Genomic DNA, 19,775 nt, shown 5'->3' on the forward strand with positions numbered 1-19,775 from the left:
TTTGATTGTTTTTACCTGCCAATGGGTTTTATGGCTATATGATGACTTGTGGTGAAAATTAGATGGTTGTCGCATATTAAGCCAAAAATTCAACATATAATGCTTGTAATGGTCAGATATTATTGATAATCCCCATGCAATAACGTTACAAAGGGAGTATGGTTATCAGGTAAATTTGCGACGGGTTGTTGCAGTCCGACATTTTTTAGCTCTATTTTGAGGGCGGGTTATCCCACGATGAAAACGCATGGAATTAACGGTGTCAGTCCGTTCAGTGCACTAATTGATGCCTGTTGGCGCGAGTCCTACACACTTCAACGTTTCCTTAAAGATATTATTGCCGGTATTACCGTAGGGATTATTGCGATCCCGCTGGCCATGGCGTTGGCAATAGCCAGCGGAGTACCACCGCAATATGGTCTATACACGTCAGCCATTGCGGGCATTGTAATTGCGGTTACTGGAGGCTCGCGTTACAGCGTTTCCGGACCAACGGCAGCCTTTGTCGTTATCCTCTATCCGGTATCCCAGCAGTTTGGTCTGTCCGGTTTGCTGATTGCCACCCTGATGTCTGGGGCATTTTTGGTGATTATGGGACTGGCTCGTTTTGGCCGTCTGATTGAATATATTCCTATCTCTGTCACCTTAGGTTTCACCTCCGGTATCGGTATTACTATCGCAACCATGCAGATTAAGGACTTTTTTGGCCTGACGCTGGATGTTCCTGAGCACTACATAGATAAGGTTGTCGCATTGGCTTCCGCCATGCCAACTATCAGTTGGGCAGATACCCTGATTGCCAGCGTTACGTTGGCCGTCTTGGTGTTATGGCCCCGTTTGCAATTACGCATTCCAGGCCACTTACCCGCATTGCTGGCGGGAACGGCTGTCATGGCGCTGCTCTCTTGGTTTGGCTACTCGGTTGCCACGATAGGCTCCAAGTTTCATTACCTGATGCCTGATGGCAGCAGCGGTCAGGGTATTCCACCGATTATTCCTCAGTTTGTACTGCCTTGGAACATTCCTGATATCAGTGGCAAAACGTTTACACTCAACTGGGATACCATTTCTGCTTTGCTACCTGCCGCATTTTCAATGGCTATGTTGGGTGCCATTGAATCGCTGCTCTGTGCTGTCGTATTGGATGGAATGACCGGTAAAAAGCATCATTCTAATGGTGAATTAATCGGTCAAGGGCTGGGAAATCTGACGGCTCCATTCTTTGGCGGCATTACCGCTACCGCGGCCATTGCCCGCTCCGCCGCTAACGTCCGGGCGGGTGCCAGTTCCCCTATTTCCGCCATTGTTCACTCAATATTGGTGATTATGGCGTTACTGGTTTTGTCCCCTGCACTTTCCTACTTGCCTCTGGCTGCCATGTCATCACTGCTGTTGTTGGTGGCATGGAACATGAGTGAGGCACATAAAGTCATCGATATTCTACGACGAGCACCAAAAGATGACATCATTGTGATGCTGCTTTGTATGAGCCTCACGGTGCTGTTCGATATGGTCATCGCCATTACCGTTGGTATTGTTCTAGCCTCATTACTGTTTATGCGGCGGATTGCTCGCATGACTCGTTTAACAGAAATGACCACTGAGTCAACGCCCGACCGTCTGGTCATGCGCGTTAGCGGCCCGCTGTTTTTTGCCGCCGCAGAAAGAATATTCAATGAACTGACGTTGCGTATTGAAAACCAGCGAGTAATTATTCTGCTGTGGGATGCGGTACCCGTACTGGATGCCGGTGGACTTAGTGCATTCCAACGGTTTATTGATATTCTGCCAGAAGGCACCGAATTGATTAACTGCGATATTCCGTATCAACCATTAAAGACGTTGGCGCGGGCGGGTATCAAGCCTATTCGCGGTAAACTGGCATTTTATTCTTCGATGGAAGAGGCGTTGATGGCGGGGTCTGGAATTCCTAACTAATCTGAACCCCGTTTAAAACGGGGCTTATCATTTTCACCGACGCAGTTTAATCACTACAGTGAATTGAGCGCTTCATCCAGTTCGGCCTCAGCTTCCTGAAGCTTCTTCTGCTTTTTACTGATTTTGTCAGACTTACCGGTGGCTTTCGCTTCTGCCAGTTCCTGACGACATTCTTCAACTTTACGCGCTTTATCCGCTATCTTACGCTCAGTATCGGCAACATAATCTTTATTGCTACAGTGAGCTTTTACATGACTTAATGCTCGCTCTAAACCCTCCAAACGATTTGGGTTATTATCTTTCTTTGCATATTCTATTTGCTGATTAATTTTCTCCTCTTTTATTGCGCAGTAATCTTTACCCGTATTAGATTCCGCCGCAAAAATGGCTGGGGAAATAACCAGAGGAACAATTAAACAGATTTTCTTAAACATATACTATCTCCATAAGAATCAATTACCCTCCATCAACCCATTGAGAACTGAAGGGATAGTAACACGATAACACACGTTACCAAGCCATTGATACCATTCATAGCATTTACTGAAATATTTCTAACCTAGATTAATAAAAATATAACCCCATATTAGTTAGTGAAAGAAATCGATGGGCGCCATTAAGATTAATGCGTGTTATAAAATTAACACATACCGTTTAATGGGTTGCAAAATAAAGGAGATCCGTAGCTCTCCTTTTTCACTTCACTATTTCAAACAATTATTTACTGGTGTCCAGCTCCGGAAAACGCTTAACCAGCTCATCAATGGCTTTCATCTGTGCTAGAAACGGTTCTAGCTTATCCAAAGGCAGCGCTGAAGGGCCATCGCACTTAGCATGTGCAGGATCGGGATGCGCTTCAATGAACAAACCGGCAATACCAATCGCCATACCAGAACGAGCCAGTTCTGCAACCTGAGCACGACGCCCACCCGATGCGGCACCAAATGGGTCACGGCACTGTAAGGCATGGGTTACGTCAAAAATCACTGGATGACCGCCGGTTGCTTGCTTCATCACGTTAAAGCCCAGCATATCCACGACCAGATTGTCATAACCAAAGTTACTACCGCGATCGCAAAGAATAACCTGATCGTTACCGCCTTCTTTGAATTTATCGACAATATTCCCCATCTGACCTGGGCTAACAAACTGAGGTTTTTTAACGTTAATAACGGCGCCGGTACGCGCCATAGCTTCCACCAGATCGGTCTGACGGGCTAGGAATGCCGGTAACTGGATGACGTCAACCACATCGGCTACCGGTTGAGCCTGCCAGCTTTCGTGCACATCGGTAATGATTTTTACACCAAATGTCTGTTTTAGCTCTTGGAAAATTTTCATTCCCTCTTCTAGGCCAGGCCCACGGTAAGAGTGAATAGAAGAGCGATTGGCTTTGTCAAAAGAGGCCTTAAAGACATAAGGAATGCCTAACTTTTGCGTAACGGTAACGTAATGCTCACAAATACGCATCGCCAGATCCCGTGACTCCAGCACGTTCATACCGCCAAACAGGACAAATGGCAGGTCGTTAGCTACCTTGATGTCACCAATCTTAACCACTTTCTGACTCATGCTGTCTTTTCCTTAATTTCTTAATTAACAGATTTAACCGCCGCCATTGACCACATCTTAATGAAGCATGACAGTGTTTTGTTCAATATCGTTAAGTCGTAATTTTATAACATCAATCACCGGATCTTCCGGGCAATGCTCTACAAAATAGTTCAAGTCTCTCGCGGCAACGTGATTGCACTCCAGTTGTGCATAAATCAAACCACGATCGAGAATCTCATAGGGATCTTCCGGGTCAAAGCTCAGGACCAATTCACTGGCTCTCAGGGCTAACTCCGGTTTCTTCTCCCTCATTAATGCGCCTTTAAGAGAACCCAACAGCCGTATAATAACCTGACTGTTCTCGGCATCACTCAGATCGTCATTGCTCAGCGTGGCGCTAATACCTAAGTGCCCTTTAAGCCAGAGATCCAAAATATGACTGGTTAATGTTTCACCATTCAGTGGGTTAATCATCCAACTGTCACCGTCCAGCCATTCAGCCTTAATCAGCAGTTGGGTTGGGAAAATCACCGGATAAAGAGGTATATCCAAGCGATTGGCGATATACATTAATATCAGACCTAATGATGAAGGTGCTCCCTGATGGGTTTTTAGCACTTTATCTAACCATAAAGTATCTGACAAATTGTAGACGCCGGCCGCACCACCAAATCCCCAAGTATGGTAGAACAACTCCAGTAACTGCGCTAACTGTAGGTCTGCGCCCAACTCTTCAGAAATCAGGGCTCTGGCCTTCTCGGCTAACTGGTCTAACTCATAACGAACCTGATCTTCCGAAAAATCATCACGAATTAAACGAGTAATCAGGTAGATACCTTCATTTAACGGATGATTATTAAACTCAAAATCAGTTATACTTCCGCGCTTCATGCGTACCCCATAAATAACGGCATTTTATCTGTTGCTAATATCACTATCAGATATAGGCTGAGTATCGCGGCCATAAATGCTACCGATTTAACCATCTGGCTTCGATTCCCTTTTCCCAGAGCGATATACCCCAAAACAATATAAATCACCACGGCGACCAACTTTTCAGTTAACCAAGTTCCTTGAATAGAGAATGGGTAAAAGTGAGTGATAAAGATTAATACTACGCCAGTGGCAAATAAAATGGTGTCATTCAGATGCGGAGCAATCTTGAGCCAGCGCTGCTGCATGATGGCAGAACCTCGCCACTTCCAGTAAAAACGCAAAATAAACAGCACAATACTGATTACCGCAGTGAGAACATGTAAATGTTTTACCCATATGTACATATAAAACGGTTCCTGTTTATCTGGTGTCTGACCAGTGATAATTCAAGTTTAATGTTTAAACCAGCGTCCCAGAGTTACCCGCTCATTGCCGCCATAATCCTGATGAGTAGCGATCAATACAAAGCCACGCTGTTTAAACAGAGTTCGTACCTGTTCCCCCTGAGTCCAGCCATGTTCCAGTAATAGCCAGCCGCCAGGTTTAAGGTATTCCGGTGCTTGTTCAATAATATGGTCTAAATCGGCGAAGCCTTGCCGTGCCGCAATTAATGCACTGTTTGGCTCATAACGTACATCACCCTGGTTCAAATGCGGATCGCTTTCATCAATATAGGGCGGATTACTGACAATCATATCAAAGTAAGCGTCGTTAAGAGGTTCAAACCAATCACCCTGCACAAAATGGACGTTGTTGATATTCAGATTATCCGCGTTATCTTGCGCCAGTGAGATAGCCTCGACTTGATAATCAATGCCGGTCACTGAACTATCGGGACGCTCATGACCTAACGCTAGCGCAATTGCGCCAGTTCCAGTACCCAAATCCAGAATATCGCAATCAATCGTGGGTAAACGTTCTAATGCTAACTCCACCAACTTTTCGGTATCCGGTCGGGGAATCAATGTTACCGGTGAAACTTTTAATAACAGCGACCAAAACTCGCGGGAACCGACCAAATAGGCAATGGGCTCTCCCTGTCGTCTGCGGCACAACAGTTCGTCAAGACGCGATTCTTGTTCAGCGCTCAGTGCAGTTTCGCTGAATGCCATCAGAAATGTCCGCGTTTTTCCCGTCACATGCCCCAACAGGATTTCCGCATCCCGCTTAGGACTATCACCGCCGGTCAATTTTGCGATGGCTTGCTCTAACCATTGATTAAATGTCATGGTGTCAAGTTATGCATCCTGGTCAGACAACGCTGCCAATTGGTCAGCCTGATATTCCTGAACAATAGGTTGAATTAGCATATCCAGCTTCCCTTCCATCACTTCATCTAAACGGTAAACCGTCAGGTTAATACGATGGTCGGTTACCCGCCCCTGAGGAAAATTATACGTACGATTACGGTCAGAACGATCGCCAGAACCCAATAAATTACGACGTGTTGACGCCTCTTCAGACTGACGCTTTTGCATTTCGGCGGCGCGAATACGCGCACCTAATACCGATAACGCTTTAGCCTTGTTTTTGTGTTGGGAACGTTCATCCTGACACTCCACCACAATACCAGTTGGTAAGTGAGTTATCCGGATAGCGGAGTCGGTGGTGTTAACGTGCTGACCACCCGCACCGGAAGAGCGGAAAGTATCAATTTTCAGATCCGACGGGTTAATATCCGGCAGCTCTGCTTCTGGAATTTCTGGCATAACCGCAACAGTACAGGCAGAAGTATGGATACGCCCCTGCGACTCTGTTTCTGGAACGCGCTGTACCCGATGACCACCAGACTCAAACTTAAGCTGACCATATACACCATCGCCGGTCACTTTGGCGATGATCTCTTTATAGCCACCGTGCTCACCGTCGTTAGCACTCATAATCTCAACGCGCCAACGACGCGCTTCCGCGTAACGGCTATACATACGGAATAGATCGCCTGCAAAAATAGCTGCTTCATCACCGCCAGTTCCAGCGCGAACTTCAAGGTAACAGTTGCGTTCATCATCAGGATCTTTTGGTAACAGCAATACCTGAAGCTGCTGCTCCAACGTGTCGATTTGCTGTTTGGCTTCATCGATCTCTTCCTGAGCCATTTCACGCATTTCAGGGTCAGCCAACATCATTTCGGCCGTAACCAGATTCTCTTGCACTTTCTGCCACTGGCGAAAACATTGGGTGACATCTTCCAGTTGTGCATACTCCCGCGAAAGCGCACGGAATCGGTCCTGATCGGCGATAACAGACGCATCACCCAGATGAGCCTGTACTTCTTCGTGACGCTCTTGTAATGCTTCTAATTTAGCAACAATAGAAGGTTTCATGCGTGGCTAAACACCTTGTGAATAAAATAAAAGAAAACTAATACTGATCCAGCCCGAGGCTGTCACGTAATACATTCAATTGTTCCAGATCGCCGCTGCTTGCCGCTTTCTGGAGAGATTTGGTTGGTGCGTGAATAAGACGGTTGGTGAGCTTATGGGCCAGTTCATTAATCGTGCTTTCAACATCAGCCCCTTGTTCAATGGAGGACAATGCTTTTTCCACTAACGCTTCCCGAATACCATCCGCCATGGCACGGTAATCCCGAATAGAAGAGACGGCGGACTGTGAGCGCACCCATGCCATAAAGTTTGCGCTTTCTTGCTGAACAATATCTTCAGCCTGCACTGCCGCCGCTTTTCGCTGCGATAAATTGTGTTCAATAATCGCATGCAAGTCATCGACGGTATAGAGATAGACGTTTGACAGATTACCCACTTCGGGTTCGATATCACGCGGTACGGCAATATCGATAAAGAGCATCGGCTGATTACGGCGAGCTTTCAGCGAACGTTCAACCATACCTTTACCAATAATAGGTAACGGACTGGCGGTTGAACTGATAATAATATCGGCTTTATATAAGCGTTCATCAATTTCGGGTAGCGTGATAACTTCCGCCTGAACTTCATCGGCTAACTGCTGTGCTCTTTCTCGCGTGCGGTTGGCAATAACCATTTTTTTAACCTGATGCTCGCGTAAATAACGAGCGACCAACTCAATGGTTTCACCGGCGCCAACCAGCAGAACATTCACGTCGCTCATTGATTCAAAAATCTGACGCGCCAGCGTACAGGCGGCAAAAGCAACCGACACCGCACTGGAACCAATTTCGGTTTCAGTACGAACGCGTTTTGCCACGGAGAATGATTTTTGGAATAAACGCTCAAGTTCAGTATTTAACTTACGGTGTTCCTGCGATTCGGCAAACGCCTTCTTCACCTGCCCCAAGATCTGGGGTTCACCCAGTACCAGCGAATCCAACCCACTGGCAACACGCATTAGATGATTTACTGCGTCAGAATCTTGATGCCAGTACAGGCTTCTCGTTAATTCTTCTGGCGATAACTGATGATACTGACATAACCATTTAATCAACTGTTGTAGCGTATTTTCATCCTGTTCAACGCTTAAATACAACTCAGTTCGGTTGCACGTAGACAACAGGACACCGCCCTGCACCAAAGGTTGTTGGTGCAGGCTTCGTAATGCATCACCTAATGTATCGGGAGAAAAGGTCACCTTTTCCCTCAATGATACCGGGGCAGTTTTATGGTTGATTCCAAGTGCAAACAGCGTCATGAAATAGTTATAATTATTGTAGTTTCTCAGTTGAATCGGTATTTCGTTGGCACATTCTACTTGATGCTGACTACCAATAAAAGTCACTACTTATCGTGAAAGGGCCTTTACAGGATTTATCAACGTAAAACAGATATACTTTGTACTATTAATTTTTACCCGTAATAACAATCTGATTGACGCTTAACCTTAAGGCTATTAGCGTTATCGGTTACCGACAGGATCCCGGCGAGAACATCATGACATTTACACGGACTGCTACTTTTTTAAAATTGATCCCTTTAGCCAGCGTATTTTTGACTGCCTGTACATTAACCGGTCAACAGAGTACGACTGTGTCCTCTTCCTCCCCTGAGTGGCAAAAACATCAGCAACAAGTTACGGCACTATCTCAATATCAAACGCGTGGTGCTTTTGCTTATCTTTCATCTGAGCAAAAGGTGTATGCCCGATTTTTCTGGCAGCAACAGAGCCCTGAACAATACCGTTTAGTATTAACCAACCCGTTAGGTAATACCGTCATGGAGCTAAACGTTCAACCAGGTCTGGTACAGTTGACGGACGATCAAGGCCAACGCTATGTCAGCGATGATGCAGAAAAGATGATCCAAGAACTGACGGGCATGAGTATTCCTCTAAATAATATGCGCAAGTGGATGCTTGGCCTGCCAGCCGATGCTAAAAATTACACTCTGACACCTGAAGCTCGTTTGAATAAAGTGACACTGGAGCAAAACGGACAAACTTGGACCGTTGACTATCAAGCCTATAATCAAGATGTTCAACCAGCCCTGCCAAGCCGTCTGGAGATCGCCCATGACGAAGAGCGTATTAAACTGAAGATGGACAGTTGGACGCTGCAATGATGGTTAACTGGCCTTCACCCGCCAAACTGAATCTGTTTTTGTATATTAATGGCCGTCGCCCTGACGGCTATCACGATTTACAAACACTGTTTCAGTTTCTTGATTATAGTGATACCCTCAATTTTATACTGCGGCAGGATCAGCAAATTCGGCTATTAACGCCGATTAGCGGCGTTCCAGATGAACAGAATCTGATTGTCCGAGCAGCCAGAATGCTGCAACAATTCAGTGATTGCCATCTGGGAGCTGATATTTCCATTACCAAAATTTTACCTATGGGTGGTGGCTTGGGTGGTGGTTCGTCTAATGCAGCAACGGTATTGGTAGCACTTAATCACTTGTGGAAGTGCGGGCTGACAACCGAGCAATTATGCAAAATTGGACTAACACTGGGTGCTGATGTTCCAGTATTTATTTACGGTCATGCCGCTTTTGCGGAAGGCGTTGGTGAAAAATTACAGCCGACCCAACCCAAAGAGAAATGGTATTTAGTGGCCCATCCGGGTGTACATATTCCCACCCCCTTGATCTTTAACGAACCGGAACTGGTTAGAAATACGCCAAAACGTACTCTCACCACCCTTTTAGCCTCACCTTTTTCAAATGATTGTGAACCAATCGCAAGAAAAAGGTTCCCCGAGGTTGAACAGCTCATTTCTTGGCTGTTAGAATATGCACCATCACGTCTAACGGGAACAGGTGCTTGTGTATTTTCGGAATTCGATACACAGGCGGCGGCTGTTGATGTGTTAAAACAAGCCCCTGAGTGGTTACATGGTTTTGTTGCGCAAGGTGTCAATACCTCACCGTTGCAAGCTATACTCTCAAGGCAAGTATGAGCACTACTTTAAATGTTGTAACCAAAGCTATTCTGGAGTCGGCCCTGTTTACAGCATTTTGTAGTCTCTATTTCCGTATATCATCAATGGGTCAGCTCTATCCCTGCCCGCGATGATATCTTATCTGGATGCAAGCCTGAGGTTCTTCTCGTGCCTGACATGAAGCTCTTTGCTGGTAACGCTACGCCGGAACTAGCACAACGTGTAGCCAATCGTCTTTATACATCTCTTGGTGACGCCGCTGTAGGCCGTTTTAGTGACGGTGAAGTGAGTGTTCAAATTAATGAAAACGTACGCGGTGGCGATATCTTTATTATCCAATCCACCTGTGCACCAACCAATGACAATTTAATGGAATTAGTCGTTATGGTTGATGCGCTACGTCGTGCTTCTGCTGGTCGTATTACCGCGGTAATTCCTTACTTTGGTTATGCCCGTCAGGATCGTCGCGTACGTTCAGCACGTGTACCAATCACGGCTAAAGTCGTTGCTGACTTTCTTTCCAGCGTTGGTGTTGACCGCGTATTAACCGTCGATCTGCATGCTGAACAGATTCAAGGGTTCTTCGATGTCCCTGTTGATAACGTATTCGGTAGTCCGATTCTGCTTGAAGACATGCTGCAACAAAAACTGGAAAGTCCTATTGTTGTCTCTCCAGACATTGGTGGCGTGGTTCGCGCCCGTGCTATCGCTAAACTGCTTAACGATACAGATATGGCTATCATCGATAAACGTCGCCCACGTGCTAACGTTTCTCAGGTGATGCATATTATTGGTGATGTTAACGGCCGCGACTGCGTTTTGGTTGACGACATGATTGATACCGGTGGCACTCTGTGTAAAGCGGCTGAAGCACTGAAAGAGCGTGGCGCCAAACGTGTATTTGCTTACGCGACTCACCCCATCTTCTCAGGTAATGCTGTCGATAACATCAGAAACTCCGTGATTGATGAAGTGGTGGTTTGTGACACAATTCCGCTGTCTGCCGAAATTAAAGCGATTAATAAAGTTCGTACGTTAACGCTTTCTGGCATGCTGGCTGAGGCTATTCGCCGAATCAGTAACGAAGAGTCAATTTCTGCCATGTTTGAGCATTAATCCCTAAGCATTGGCAAAAGCTGTCTAATGAAAAAAGCCCGTTATCCTATATTGGATAACGGGCTTTTCAATTGGAAAGCAGCATAATTAGCAAGCCATCGATTAATAAAAAATTACAACATCCAACCGTTCAACCTGTTAGCTGATTGTACCAAAAGCTTAAACTAAAGATGCTTATGGCGATATCCACTTCTGCGCGCACCGTTATCGCTGTGTTTAATCCACCAGTAGCGATCTGCAACTCGGTCACGCCCACCGATACGCGCGCCCACCAACCACACTAAGGCCCCGACGAATATCCCCATAATGGGTATATGAGCCAAATCTCCCGGTAAAAGCACCACATCCTTCAGATGACCGAGGATAGTCAGGCCAACACCCCCTATCATTGAAACCAAACCTAGCCCCATTAGGATATTGCCGAGTAAAACTGCGTTTCTGCGTTTCATAGTACCCTCCACCAAAAGCTTGCTGAAGTGATTTAACCTTATATTCACTATGAGTATAGACAGGTAAATACATTATTTGTGTGGATAAGGTCACAGCTTGACCAATAATCCTTACAATTTACTTACAATTCAGTAGACAGCAAATTTAGCCATTTGTGCTACGACAATAACAACGCATTCTCGATAGGTACAATACTTCAATCAAGCAATCTGATTGCAATTTTGTAATTCAGTGGACTAAGAGTAAACTAACTTGCTTATTATTTTGTCTTCCCAATATCATCATACTGTTTTGTAGGAATTGACTGTGAGTAGTATTAAATTAATCGTCGGTTTAGCTAACCCTGGGGCCGAATATGCTCCAACTCGCCACAATGCTGGTGCCTGGTTTGTTGATCTACTCGCTGAACGCCATAATCAGCCGTTAAAAGAAGAAGCCAAATTTTTTGGCTATACCGCTCGTCTGAATATTGCTGGCGATGATGTCAGGCTGCTCGTTCCTACCACCTTTATGAATTTAAGTGGGAAAGCCGTGCTGGCAATGGCTAATTTTTTTCGGATTGCTCCAGACGAAATTCTGGTCGCTCATGATGAGCTAGACCTTCCCCCTGGCGTAGCCAAATTAAAACTGGGTGGTGGTAATGGTGGTCACAATGGTTTAAAGGATATCGCTAACAAACTGGGCAATAATCCTAACTTTTATCGATTAAGAATTGGTATTGGTCATCCGGGCGATAAAAACAAAGTCACAGGATTTGTTCTCGGTAAACCACCGGCCTCTGAACAGAAGATGATCGATGAAGCCATCGATGAAGCCTTAAGCTGTACGGATATTCTGATAAAAGAAGATGTGACTAAAGCAATGAATCGATTACATGCATTTAAAGCCACAGCATAATTTTATGCTGCGCCCACGCAAATAAAAAATACGACGATAGAAAAAACATCAGCCGCTAAATGAGCGGCTGATGTTAAAAAGTGGCTAAATAATTAGCCTCTGATTTTGCGATAGATAAACAGAACCAGCAACGCACCAAGAACGGCAATAACCAGACTACCGATATTGAAGCCATCTACAGAACCTAAGCCGAAGAAGGAGCTGATATATCCACCGACTAATGCACCAATAATCCCCAGAATAACGGTTACGATAAAACCACCGCCATCTTTACCAGGCATGATCCATTTAGCCAAAATACCCACAACTAAACCTAATACGATCCAAAGAATAAAACCTGTCATATACACCTCCAAAAAAAACTCATTCCTGTCAGACTAGCTGTTCAAACTCCCCCGTCATTCGGTTAATTAGTTGAACAGCTGTTTCCTTTATGTTGTTACCCGATAATGATAGTGGTTACCTGTCCAAATTTCTATTTTTGCATGTGTATTCAATAGAACAACCTTTATTTCCCACTGAATAATTAACCATAACATATTGATACATAGTCATATTGCAAAATGCCCATTCAAATTGTCGGAATGACGAAAAATTCCCGCTTTCCCATTTTTCTTTCACAGGCGTGTTGAATCCTGACCATTGCTCAATATTGGAGCCTGATAATTAACCTGTGATTATCGGATTAGCATTATCCGGTCTACTTATCACAAAAAGCGGACCATGCCTCTTCTGAGAGTTGATGAATGCGAATAAATTTTTTGGTTTTACACAGAGAGCGCCTGAGCGCTTTCTTTGCCTGTTCCTGTTTGATTCGCGTTGCAGGATGGCGGATGCGCCTGAAAGCTCTCAATGGGGTGCCTAAAATGACCACGCTGTAGCATATATCTGCATTAAGCCCGTCACTGGTAATCTCATGATAAAACTTCATAAATAGTGCATTCCTGATAGTCCTTGTATTGGGGGCAGTATAGCGTTTATGACGGAATATTAAACGAGATAAAATGCATATCATGGGTATCCTACTTTCACATTTTACACACTAACAGATTAACACCTCACCGCGCCCTCTCCTTCACTATCTAAATATTATCAATATGTTATAAAAACCAAATAACCCCAAAAACTAAACTTCAATCAACATAACGTCTCAAAAGGTCTGAAAAACGGAAGACCTAGCCACAGTACAGACTCATTGTTAATGATTTAAATCATCTATTACATTTATCAACTGCACGGCTTCTAATATCAATTTTTCTTACTCTCAATATTATCCCGAAAAGGTTAATTTTCAGTCTATTGACCTATTTAGATATCAAGTTGGATATCAAGGTAAATCAATTCAATAATGTAACAATTTATATCAAACATAAAAACAACGCATTAAGGCAATGACAACAACTTCAACAATCCAATTATCAATGTTATTATGTAATCTAATAGATTCATGGGTCTAAAAATGGATATTAGTGAGAAATATCTCTAATGCCGCCATTTTAATTTTATTTAATGATTAATAATCATATGGTTAATGGTTAAAGCCAACCCGTAGATATATGTCATTCACCTAGGCGTTATGCATTGCTCATTGAGTCTTAACGCCCGTTCAGGTAAGCTGTGGGAAGTATATCTATAACGGACGATAGATGAATATGCACTCAAATAAAGAGATAGTGCATAAATCCGAAGACACACATGTGTGCAATGATTTATGTCACTTGACAAGAATGTCACTCAAGCATGCCCATAATTTGAAAAAAGCTGAGGCTCAGTCTTACTGGCATCGTGGTATGCTTTTTCTTGCTATGGGTACTATTGTTACGTTGTTTTTCGGTATTGTATTTTTTAGTACCTCTACATTAATCACCTACTTTATAGAAATGGTGATTTCAATTATGGGTATTACGCTTTTTCATGCCTGGTACCGAGTTACAGTGAATCACAATTACTGGCACAAAAGCTGGTATTCTCACGTCAGTCAGTTAGAGAGCCAACTGACAGAATGCTCAAAAAAACCAGTACGCATGATCTCTGAGCTCAAGTCCAATCAAAATAGCAACACCATCCTACTGCTAAATAAAATATTGAATATTATGTTTTTTATTTTTTGGTGTGTGCTACCGGTCATCTCAGTCATAAAATTCTTTTACTATCTTGTTTATATCAATGGTGTGTCTCTTTCCTTAATGAACACCTTATTCTTGTGTATTCCTTTCCTCACTATGGTATTCCTGTCTATCGCTATAAATATATTTTTATGCATGTTCTCTTCCAAAGATGATGCGGAGATCGACAACAAAGCACTGGACATCGCACAACAGTACAAAACCACCAATAATTGATCTCCCCTACGCACCAATAATTTCAGCTTTTGAACATCTGATACCCATCCCTACCTTTTGCGTTACTTGGATGTCTTTTGACCAAAGAAACATTTTGATATCGTACTCTTCCCCAGCACTAAAGCTGACGTAATCCATAAGATCGGGTATTATTCACCGGTTTTCTTTAGAAAGTGGTAAGACTGCGCCAGTTCAATCGTTATGACGGCGTTCTTTGCTTGCTGCTGCTTTTCGCAGAATTATATAACAAGTCGTAATAAGGTAATCCGGTGAATATACAGGCTCTTTTATCAGATAAAATTACCCAAGCACTCATTGCTGCTGGTGCACCGGCAGATTGTGAAGCTCAAGTGCGTCAGTCAGCCAAAGCACAGTTTGGTGATTATCAAGCCAATGGCATTATGGCCGTAGCGAAACAGCTCGGTCTTCCTCCTCGTCAATTGGCTGAGCAGGTATTAACCCATCTGGACCTCTCCCCAATAGCCAACAAAATAGAAATTGCGGGCCCGGGGTTCATTAATATCTTTCTGGATCCTGATTGGTTGGCATCTAAGGTAGAGCTGGCATTACAAGACGATAAGTTAAACGTCACACCGGCCCATAAGCAGACAATCGTGGTTGACTACTCTGCACCAAATGTTGCTAAAGAAATGCACGTTGGTCACCTGCGCTCAACTATCATTGGCGATGCGGTAGTACGGACACTAGAGTTTCTGGGCCATCATGTTATCCGCGCTAACCACGTTGGCGATTGGGGAACTCAGTTTGGGATGCTGATTGCCTATCTGGAAAAGATGGAAAATGAAAACGCGGATAATATGACGTTATCCGATCTGGAAGCGTTCTATCGTACCGCCAAGCAGCATTACGATTCCGATCCGGTTTTCGCCGAACGCGCCCGTAAATATGTGGTGAAACTGCAAGGGGGTGACGAATATTGTCGTTCCATGTGGCGCAAACTGGTCGACGTGACCATGTACCAAAATATCCTTACCTATCAGCGTCTAAATGTTACCTTAACCGTTAATGACATTATGGGCGAAAGTATCTATAACGCGATGCTACCCGGTATCGTGGCTGACCTGAAAGCCAAAAGCCTAGCGGTAGAAAGTGAAGGCGCTATCGTGGTTTACCTTGATGAATTCAAGAATAAAGAAGGTGAACCAATGGGGGTTATCGTTCAGAAAAATGACGGTGGTTTCCTGTATACCACAACCGACATAGCCTGTGCCAAATACCGTTATGAAACCTTAGGTGCAGAACGCGTTCTTTACTATATTGACTCACGCCAGCATCAACACCTGATGCAAGCATGGACCATCGTGCGTAAAGCTGGCTATATTCCTGACAGTGTTACGCTGGAACACCATATGTTTGGCATGATGCTAGGCAAAGATGGCAAACCCTTTAAAACCCGCTCCGGTGGCACGATCAAGCTTTCTGACTTGCTGGATGAAGCGATTGAGAATGCTGACACTAAGTTGCACAATCTGATTCTTGAAAAGAATCCAGACATGCAGCCCGATGAACTGAAAGAAGTGATCAACGCCGTTGGTATTGGTGCCGTTAAGTATTCTGATTTATCCAAAAACCGTACCACTGATTATGTGTTCGATTGGGACATTATGTTAGCGCTGGAAGGCAACACCGCACCTTATATGCAGTATGCCTATACTCGCGTAGCCTCTATTTTCAAACGTGCTGGTATTGATGAAAGTAAACTAGCGGGTGCGTTAAAGATTGTTGATGAGCGAGAAAAAGCACTGGCTACTCGTCTGATGCAATTTGAAGAAACCCTCTACACCGTGGCTCGTGAAGGTACACCGCATGTTATGTGCACTTACCTGTACGATGTAGCGGGTCTGTTCTCTGGCTTCTATGAAAACTGCCCAATCCTAACTGCTGATGATGAAAACACTCGTCAGAGCCGTCTGAAATTAGCCGCACTCACTGCCCGCACATTGAAACTGGGTCTGGATACGCTGGGTATCCAAACGGTTGAACGAATGTAAGGTATTGTTATTTATTCAGTTACAATAAAGGCGCCATTGGCGCCTTTATTATTAATCATGTGCTTACTTTTCAGCTGCTGAGTATATTCCCCGGCAAACAGCCAAGTAATCGGCCGGGAGGACTTAACTCCCAACAGACATTTAACATTACGCTATCCGACGGGCAAAATCCCGAATACGGAAACCCAATAACCCTAATGTGCCGAAATAGGCCACTACCCCAACCGCTACCACCAGTAACAGGCGTAATATGCGCATCGACATATGACCGATGTCCCAAGCTGGCATAATATAGACCATACCTATCAACGCTGCCGTCATCACTAAAAGCGCAGTCATCAGCTTAAGGAAAAAGATACCCCAGCCTGCTTTTGGTTGAAAATATTTGCGTTTATTCAACTGCCAGAACAGCAAGCTCGCATTCAGACAGGCGGCAATACCAATCGACAGGGCTAAGCCAGCATGTTTCAACGGACCAATAAACGCCAAGTTCATCAGTTGGGTGGCAATCAATGTGAAAATAGCAATTCTGACCGGGGTTTTAATATCCTGACGGGAATAAAACCCCGGAGCCAGAACTTTAACCAAAATCAGCCCCATCAACCCGACTGAATATGCAATCAGCGCCTGACGCGTCATCATTGCATCGTGGGCATTAAATTGCCCATACTGGAACAGCGATTTAATCAATGGTTCAGAGATAACCCCAAGCGCCACGGAGCAAGGTAATGCTAATAAAAAGCAGAGGCGTAGCCCCCAATCCATTAAGCTGGAGTACTCTTCGGCATTACCACTGGAAAAACTTTTCGCTAACGAAGGTAATAAGATAGTACCTAACGCAACCCCTAACACCCCAGATGGCAACTCCATTAGCCGGTCAGCATAATACATCCAAGACACAGAACCCGACGCCAGAAATGAAGCAAAAATAGTATTAATGATCAGCGAAATTTGACTCACCGATACACCCAGAATAGCGGGTCCCATCTGTTTCATCACTCGCCAAACACCGCTATCTCTCAAGTTAAGACGCGGCAAAACCAACATACCTATTTTTTTCAAATGAGGTAATTGATAGAGCAGTTGAAGAATGCCCCCCACGACTACAGCCCAGGCCAACGCCATAATGGGAGGATTAAAGTAAGGCGCACCAAATAAAGCAAAACCAATCATACTCACGTTTAACAGCGTAGGAGCGAATGCCGGTACGGAAAAGCGGTTCCAAGTATTGAGTATTGCTCCAGCTAACGAAGCCAGCGATATCAGAAAAATATAGGGAAAGGTCACTCTTAGCAATTGCGTGGTTAAAGCAAACTTATCTAGGTCATCAGTAAATCCCGGCGCAGTGACCCAAATGACCCACGGAGCGGCGACAATACCCAGAAAAGTCACCAGCGCTAATATCAGCGTTAGCAGGCCTGATACGTAGGCTATAAAGGTTCTCGTAGCTTCTTCACCCTGCTGGGTTTTATATTCCGCCAAAATAGGAACAAACGCTTGAGAGAATGCCCCTTCAGCAAAAATACGCCGCAGCAAATTAGGTAACTTAAAGGCGACAAAAAAGGCATCCGTTGCCATTCCGGCACCAAATGCCCGCGCTACGATCGCATCACGGGCAAATCCCAGTATCCGTGACGCCATAGTCATTGAGCTGACTGCGGCAAGTGATTTTAATAAATTCATGTAATTAAACGGTTCTTATTAATGGCATCGCTGACTGTGCGATGGCTGACTGTGGCGTAGTGTACGGTTAGTCCGTTGAATCACCAATCTAAAAGCGTATAAAAATATGATTTTCACTCTGCCAGAAAACATTTAACATACATGAATTTATCTAACCAATTGATTTAATGAACTTTAGATTAAATGATAGCATCAAAAATTAACCTGCTAAGATCTCAAACTTCTCGTTCAGAATCGTCAATTGCTGCTTCAGTAAGGCGACCTCACTCTCTAACTGCTGTACCCGTTCACTTAACGCTTCAGAGGTTTCTGACGATCTATTTTCTGTCGCTGAACTGAAGGAGGCTGCATCAACGGGTCCACTAAATAAATGAGCATAGCGGCTCTCTCTTCTACCCGGTTCTCTCGCTAGCTTTACAGCATAGGGCCCATCTTCTCGATTGGATAAGCCTTCCAGTACCTGTTCAACGTCACTAATATCCGAAAACTCATACATCCGATTTGAACGGGTTCTCAATTCACCCGGGGTTTGAGGGCCGCGCAATAACAGCAAACAGACGACCGCCAGCTCAGCAGGGGATAATTTAAAATCACCAAACTCGGTATTACAAAATCGATGAACATATTTGGCAACTCGTCCACCCATTCCGCTGGCGGTACGTACCAGAAACTTTTTCTGTAGGCTGTCCAATGTCTCCTGAATTTCCAGTTCGCTTAAATCCATGACTGGCTCACGGCTGGTTTTCTGGTTACAGGCGGCCATTAAGCTGTTTAGTGATAAAGGATACTGGTCTGGTGTAGTGACCTCTTTTTCCAGCATACTGCCGATAACCCGAGCTTCACTATCCGTTAATAGATATTTCATCCGTAGACTCCTTAAATCGTCGGTTTCCAATCAAGGTTCGTCAGGGCCATCATGACGTGATCCTGCCAGTTTCCATCAATTCGCAGGTATTGTTTAGCATACCCTTCACGTTCAAAACCTAATCGTAATAATAAATTCCCACTACGGTGATTATGGGGCATATAGTTAGCCATTATTCGATGCATTCTCTGTTGGTTAAGCATATAGCGTAATACTGGCTGTAGAGCCTCATACATTAACCCCTGACCTTCCCACTTTTGCCCAAGGGAATAGCCCAAAATACAGGCATGAAAATCCCCCCGGATGACATTACTAAAATTTGCAACGCCTCTGACTTCTTTTTCATCGGCATCAAGTAAGAGGAAATAATAGGCATTCCCCTGCTTATGCAACTCATTAATCAGATTTAACCGAACCTGCCAACCAGAAGGATAACCATAGCTCTGATCACGCACGGGCTCCCAAGGCTTCAGGAACGCCCGATTCTCAGTATAATAATCTGCAAGCCGGTAGGCATCACGTTCGCAGGCAAGGCGTACCGTCAGTCGGTCCGTAGTTAATGATACCTTAGGAACATTCGAACGATAGCCAAACATCCGGGCCCCCTTATAAAAAATGAAAAGACAGCATTAAATGACAAAGATAGTGTACTAAATTGGTATCGTTATTCA

Annotated in this window: 19 protein-coding genes; 7 read left to right on the forward strand and 12 right to left on the reverse strand. The window is 44.5% G+C overall.

The annotated features are described in order from the left end of the window. The first annotated feature begins 237 nt into the window (after positions 1–237). Complete coding sequence (dauA, locus tag HYN51_RS08330) at positions 238–1,938, forward strand: C4-dicarboxylic acid transporter DauA (protein WP_108899607.1); 1,701 nt, start codon at positions 238–240, stop codon at positions 1,936–1,938. A gap of 53 nt (positions 1,939–1,991) precedes the next feature. Here the strand turns inward: dauA and HYN51_RS08335 are convergent, their stop codons facing one another. From HYN51_RS08335 to hemA, 7 genes are all read right to left on the reverse strand, one after another. Then, positions 1,992–2,372 (reverse strand): DUF1090 domain-containing protein, encoded by a 381-nt coding sequence (locus HYN51_RS08335; protein WP_108899608.1) that lies wholly within the window; start codon positions 2,370–2,372, stop codon positions 1,992–1,994. A gap of 283 nt (positions 2,373–2,655) precedes the next feature. Beyond that, the gene (kdsA, locus tag HYN51_RS08340; protein ID WP_108899609.1) at positions 2,656–3,510 is read right to left on the reverse strand and encodes a 3-deoxy-8-phosphooctulonate synthase; all 855 of its coding nucleotides are present in this window, start codon (positions 3,508–3,510) and stop codon (positions 2,656–2,658) included. A gap of 57 nt (positions 3,511–3,567) precedes the next feature. Then, on the reverse strand, positions 3,568–4,383 hold the full coding sequence (sirB1, locus tag HYN51_RS08345; protein WP_108899610.1) for an invasion regulator SirB1: 816 nt from the start codon (positions 4,381–4,383) through the stop codon (positions 3,568–3,570). Further along, on the reverse strand, positions 4,380–4,772 hold the full coding sequence (locus HYN51_RS08350) for a SirB2 family protein (protein WP_108899611.1): 393 nt from the start codon (positions 4,770–4,772) through the stop codon (positions 4,380–4,382). Before HYN51_RS08350 ends, sirB1 begins: the two co-directional genes overlap by 4 nt. Positions 4,773–4,820: 48 nt before the next feature. Further along, positions 4,821–5,657 carry a peptide chain release factor N(5)-glutamine methyltransferase gene (prmC, locus tag HYN51_RS08355; RefSeq protein ID WP_108899612.1) on the reverse strand — a complete coding sequence of 279 codons (837 nt, stop codon included), beginning with the start codon at positions 5,655–5,657 and terminating at the stop codon, positions 4,821–4,823. Positions 5,658–5,666: 9 nt separating this feature from the next. Next, on the reverse strand, positions 5,667–6,752 hold the full coding sequence (gene prfA, locus HYN51_RS08360; protein WP_108899613.1) for a peptide chain release factor 1: 1,086 nt from the start codon (positions 6,750–6,752) through the stop codon (positions 5,667–5,669). 37 nt (positions 6,753–6,789) lie between these two features. After that, positions 6,790–8,052: a glutamyl-tRNA reductase gene (gene hemA / locus HYN51_RS08365; protein ID WP_108902002.1), complete on the reverse strand. Its 1,263-nt coding sequence runs from the start codon at positions 8,050–8,052 to the stop codon at positions 6,790–6,792. Positions 8,053–8,291: 239 nt separating this feature from the next. On the opposite strand from hemA, the gene lolB reads away from it, so the two are divergent. The 3 genes from lolB (at position 8,292) to prs (ending at position 10,855) form a co-directional block, all read left to right on the forward strand. After that, complete coding sequence (gene lolB, locus HYN51_RS08370) at positions 8,292–8,918, forward strand: lipoprotein insertase outer membrane protein LolB (protein ID WP_108899614.1); 627 nt, start codon at positions 8,292–8,294, stop codon at positions 8,916–8,918. After that, positions 8,915–9,757 carry a 4-(cytidine 5'-diphospho)-2-C-methyl-D-erythritol kinase gene (gene ispE / locus HYN51_RS08375; RefSeq protein WP_108899615.1) on the forward strand — a complete coding sequence of 281 codons (843 nt, stop codon included), beginning with the start codon at positions 8,915–8,917 and terminating at the stop codon, positions 9,755–9,757. The genes lolB and ispE overlap by 4 nt, the downstream gene beginning before the upstream one ends. A gap of 150 nt (positions 9,758–9,907) precedes the next feature. Continuing rightward, positions 9,908–10,855, forward strand: a complete 948-nt coding sequence (prs, locus tag HYN51_RS08380; RefSeq protein ID WP_108899616.1) for a ribose-phosphate diphosphokinase — start codon at positions 9,908–9,910, stop codon at positions 10,853–10,855. A gap of 164 nt (positions 10,856–11,019) precedes the next feature. Here the strand turns inward: prs and ychH are convergent, their stop codons facing one another. Further along, positions 11,020–11,304 carry a stress-induced protein YchH gene (gene ychH, locus HYN51_RS08385; RefSeq protein WP_108899617.1) on the reverse strand — a complete coding sequence of 95 codons (285 nt, stop codon included), beginning with the start codon at positions 11,302–11,304 and terminating at the stop codon, positions 11,020–11,022. 307 nt (positions 11,305–11,611) lie between these two features. Here ychH and pth point away from each other — a divergent pair, with 307 nt between their 5' ends. Beyond that, positions 11,612–12,202 (forward strand): aminoacyl-tRNA hydrolase, encoded by a 591-nt coding sequence (gene pth / locus HYN51_RS08390; protein WP_108899618.1) that lies wholly within the window; start codon positions 11,612–11,614, stop codon positions 12,200–12,202. 92 nt (positions 12,203–12,294) lie between these two features. On the opposite strand, the gene HYN51_RS08395 is transcribed toward pth, so the two are convergent. Next, positions 12,295–12,546: a GlsB/YeaQ/YmgE family stress response membrane protein gene (locus tag HYN51_RS08395; protein WP_108899619.1), complete on the reverse strand. Its 252-nt coding sequence runs from the start codon at positions 12,544–12,546 to the stop codon at positions 12,295–12,297. Positions 12,547–13,848: 1,302 nt separating this feature from the next. Here HYN51_RS08395 and HYN51_RS08405 point away from each other — a divergent pair. Further along, positions 13,849–14,544 (forward strand): RipA family octameric membrane protein, encoded by a 696-nt coding sequence (locus HYN51_RS08405; RefSeq protein WP_108899621.1) that lies wholly within the window; start codon positions 13,849–13,851, stop codon positions 14,542–14,544. A gap of 269 nt (positions 14,545–14,813) precedes the next feature. Beyond that, a complete protein-coding gene (gene argS / locus HYN51_RS08410) occupies positions 14,814–16,556 on the forward strand; it encodes an arginine--tRNA ligase (RefSeq protein WP_108899622.1) in 1,743 nt (580 codons plus the stop codon). A gap of 147 nt (positions 16,557–16,703) precedes the next feature. Here the strand turns inward: argS and murJ are convergent, their stop codons facing one another. From murJ to rimJ, 3 genes are all read right to left on the reverse strand, one after another. Then, complete coding sequence (murJ, locus tag HYN51_RS08415; protein ID WP_108899623.1) at positions 16,704–18,239, reverse strand: murein biosynthesis integral membrane protein MurJ; 1,536 nt, start codon at positions 18,237–18,239, stop codon at positions 16,704–16,706. 199 nt (positions 18,240–18,438) lie between these two features. Beyond that, on the reverse strand, positions 18,439–19,104 hold the full coding sequence (locus HYN51_RS08420) for a YceH family protein (RefSeq protein WP_108899624.1): 666 nt from the start codon (positions 19,102–19,104) through the stop codon (positions 18,439–18,441). Between the two features lie 11 nt (positions 19,105–19,115). Beyond that, positions 19,116–19,700, reverse strand: coding sequence for a ribosomal protein S5-alanine N-acetyltransferase (rimJ, locus tag HYN51_RS08425; protein WP_108899625.1), 585 nt, complete (start codon positions 19,698–19,700; stop codon positions 19,116–19,118). Positions 19,701–19,775: the final 75 nt, after the last annotated feature.

Origin of the sequence: Limnobaculum parvum (assembly GCF_003096015.2) — a bacterium.
GTDB classification, from domain to species: domain Bacteria; phylum Pseudomonadota; class Gammaproteobacteria; order Enterobacterales; family Enterobacteriaceae; genus Limnobaculum; species Limnobaculum parvum.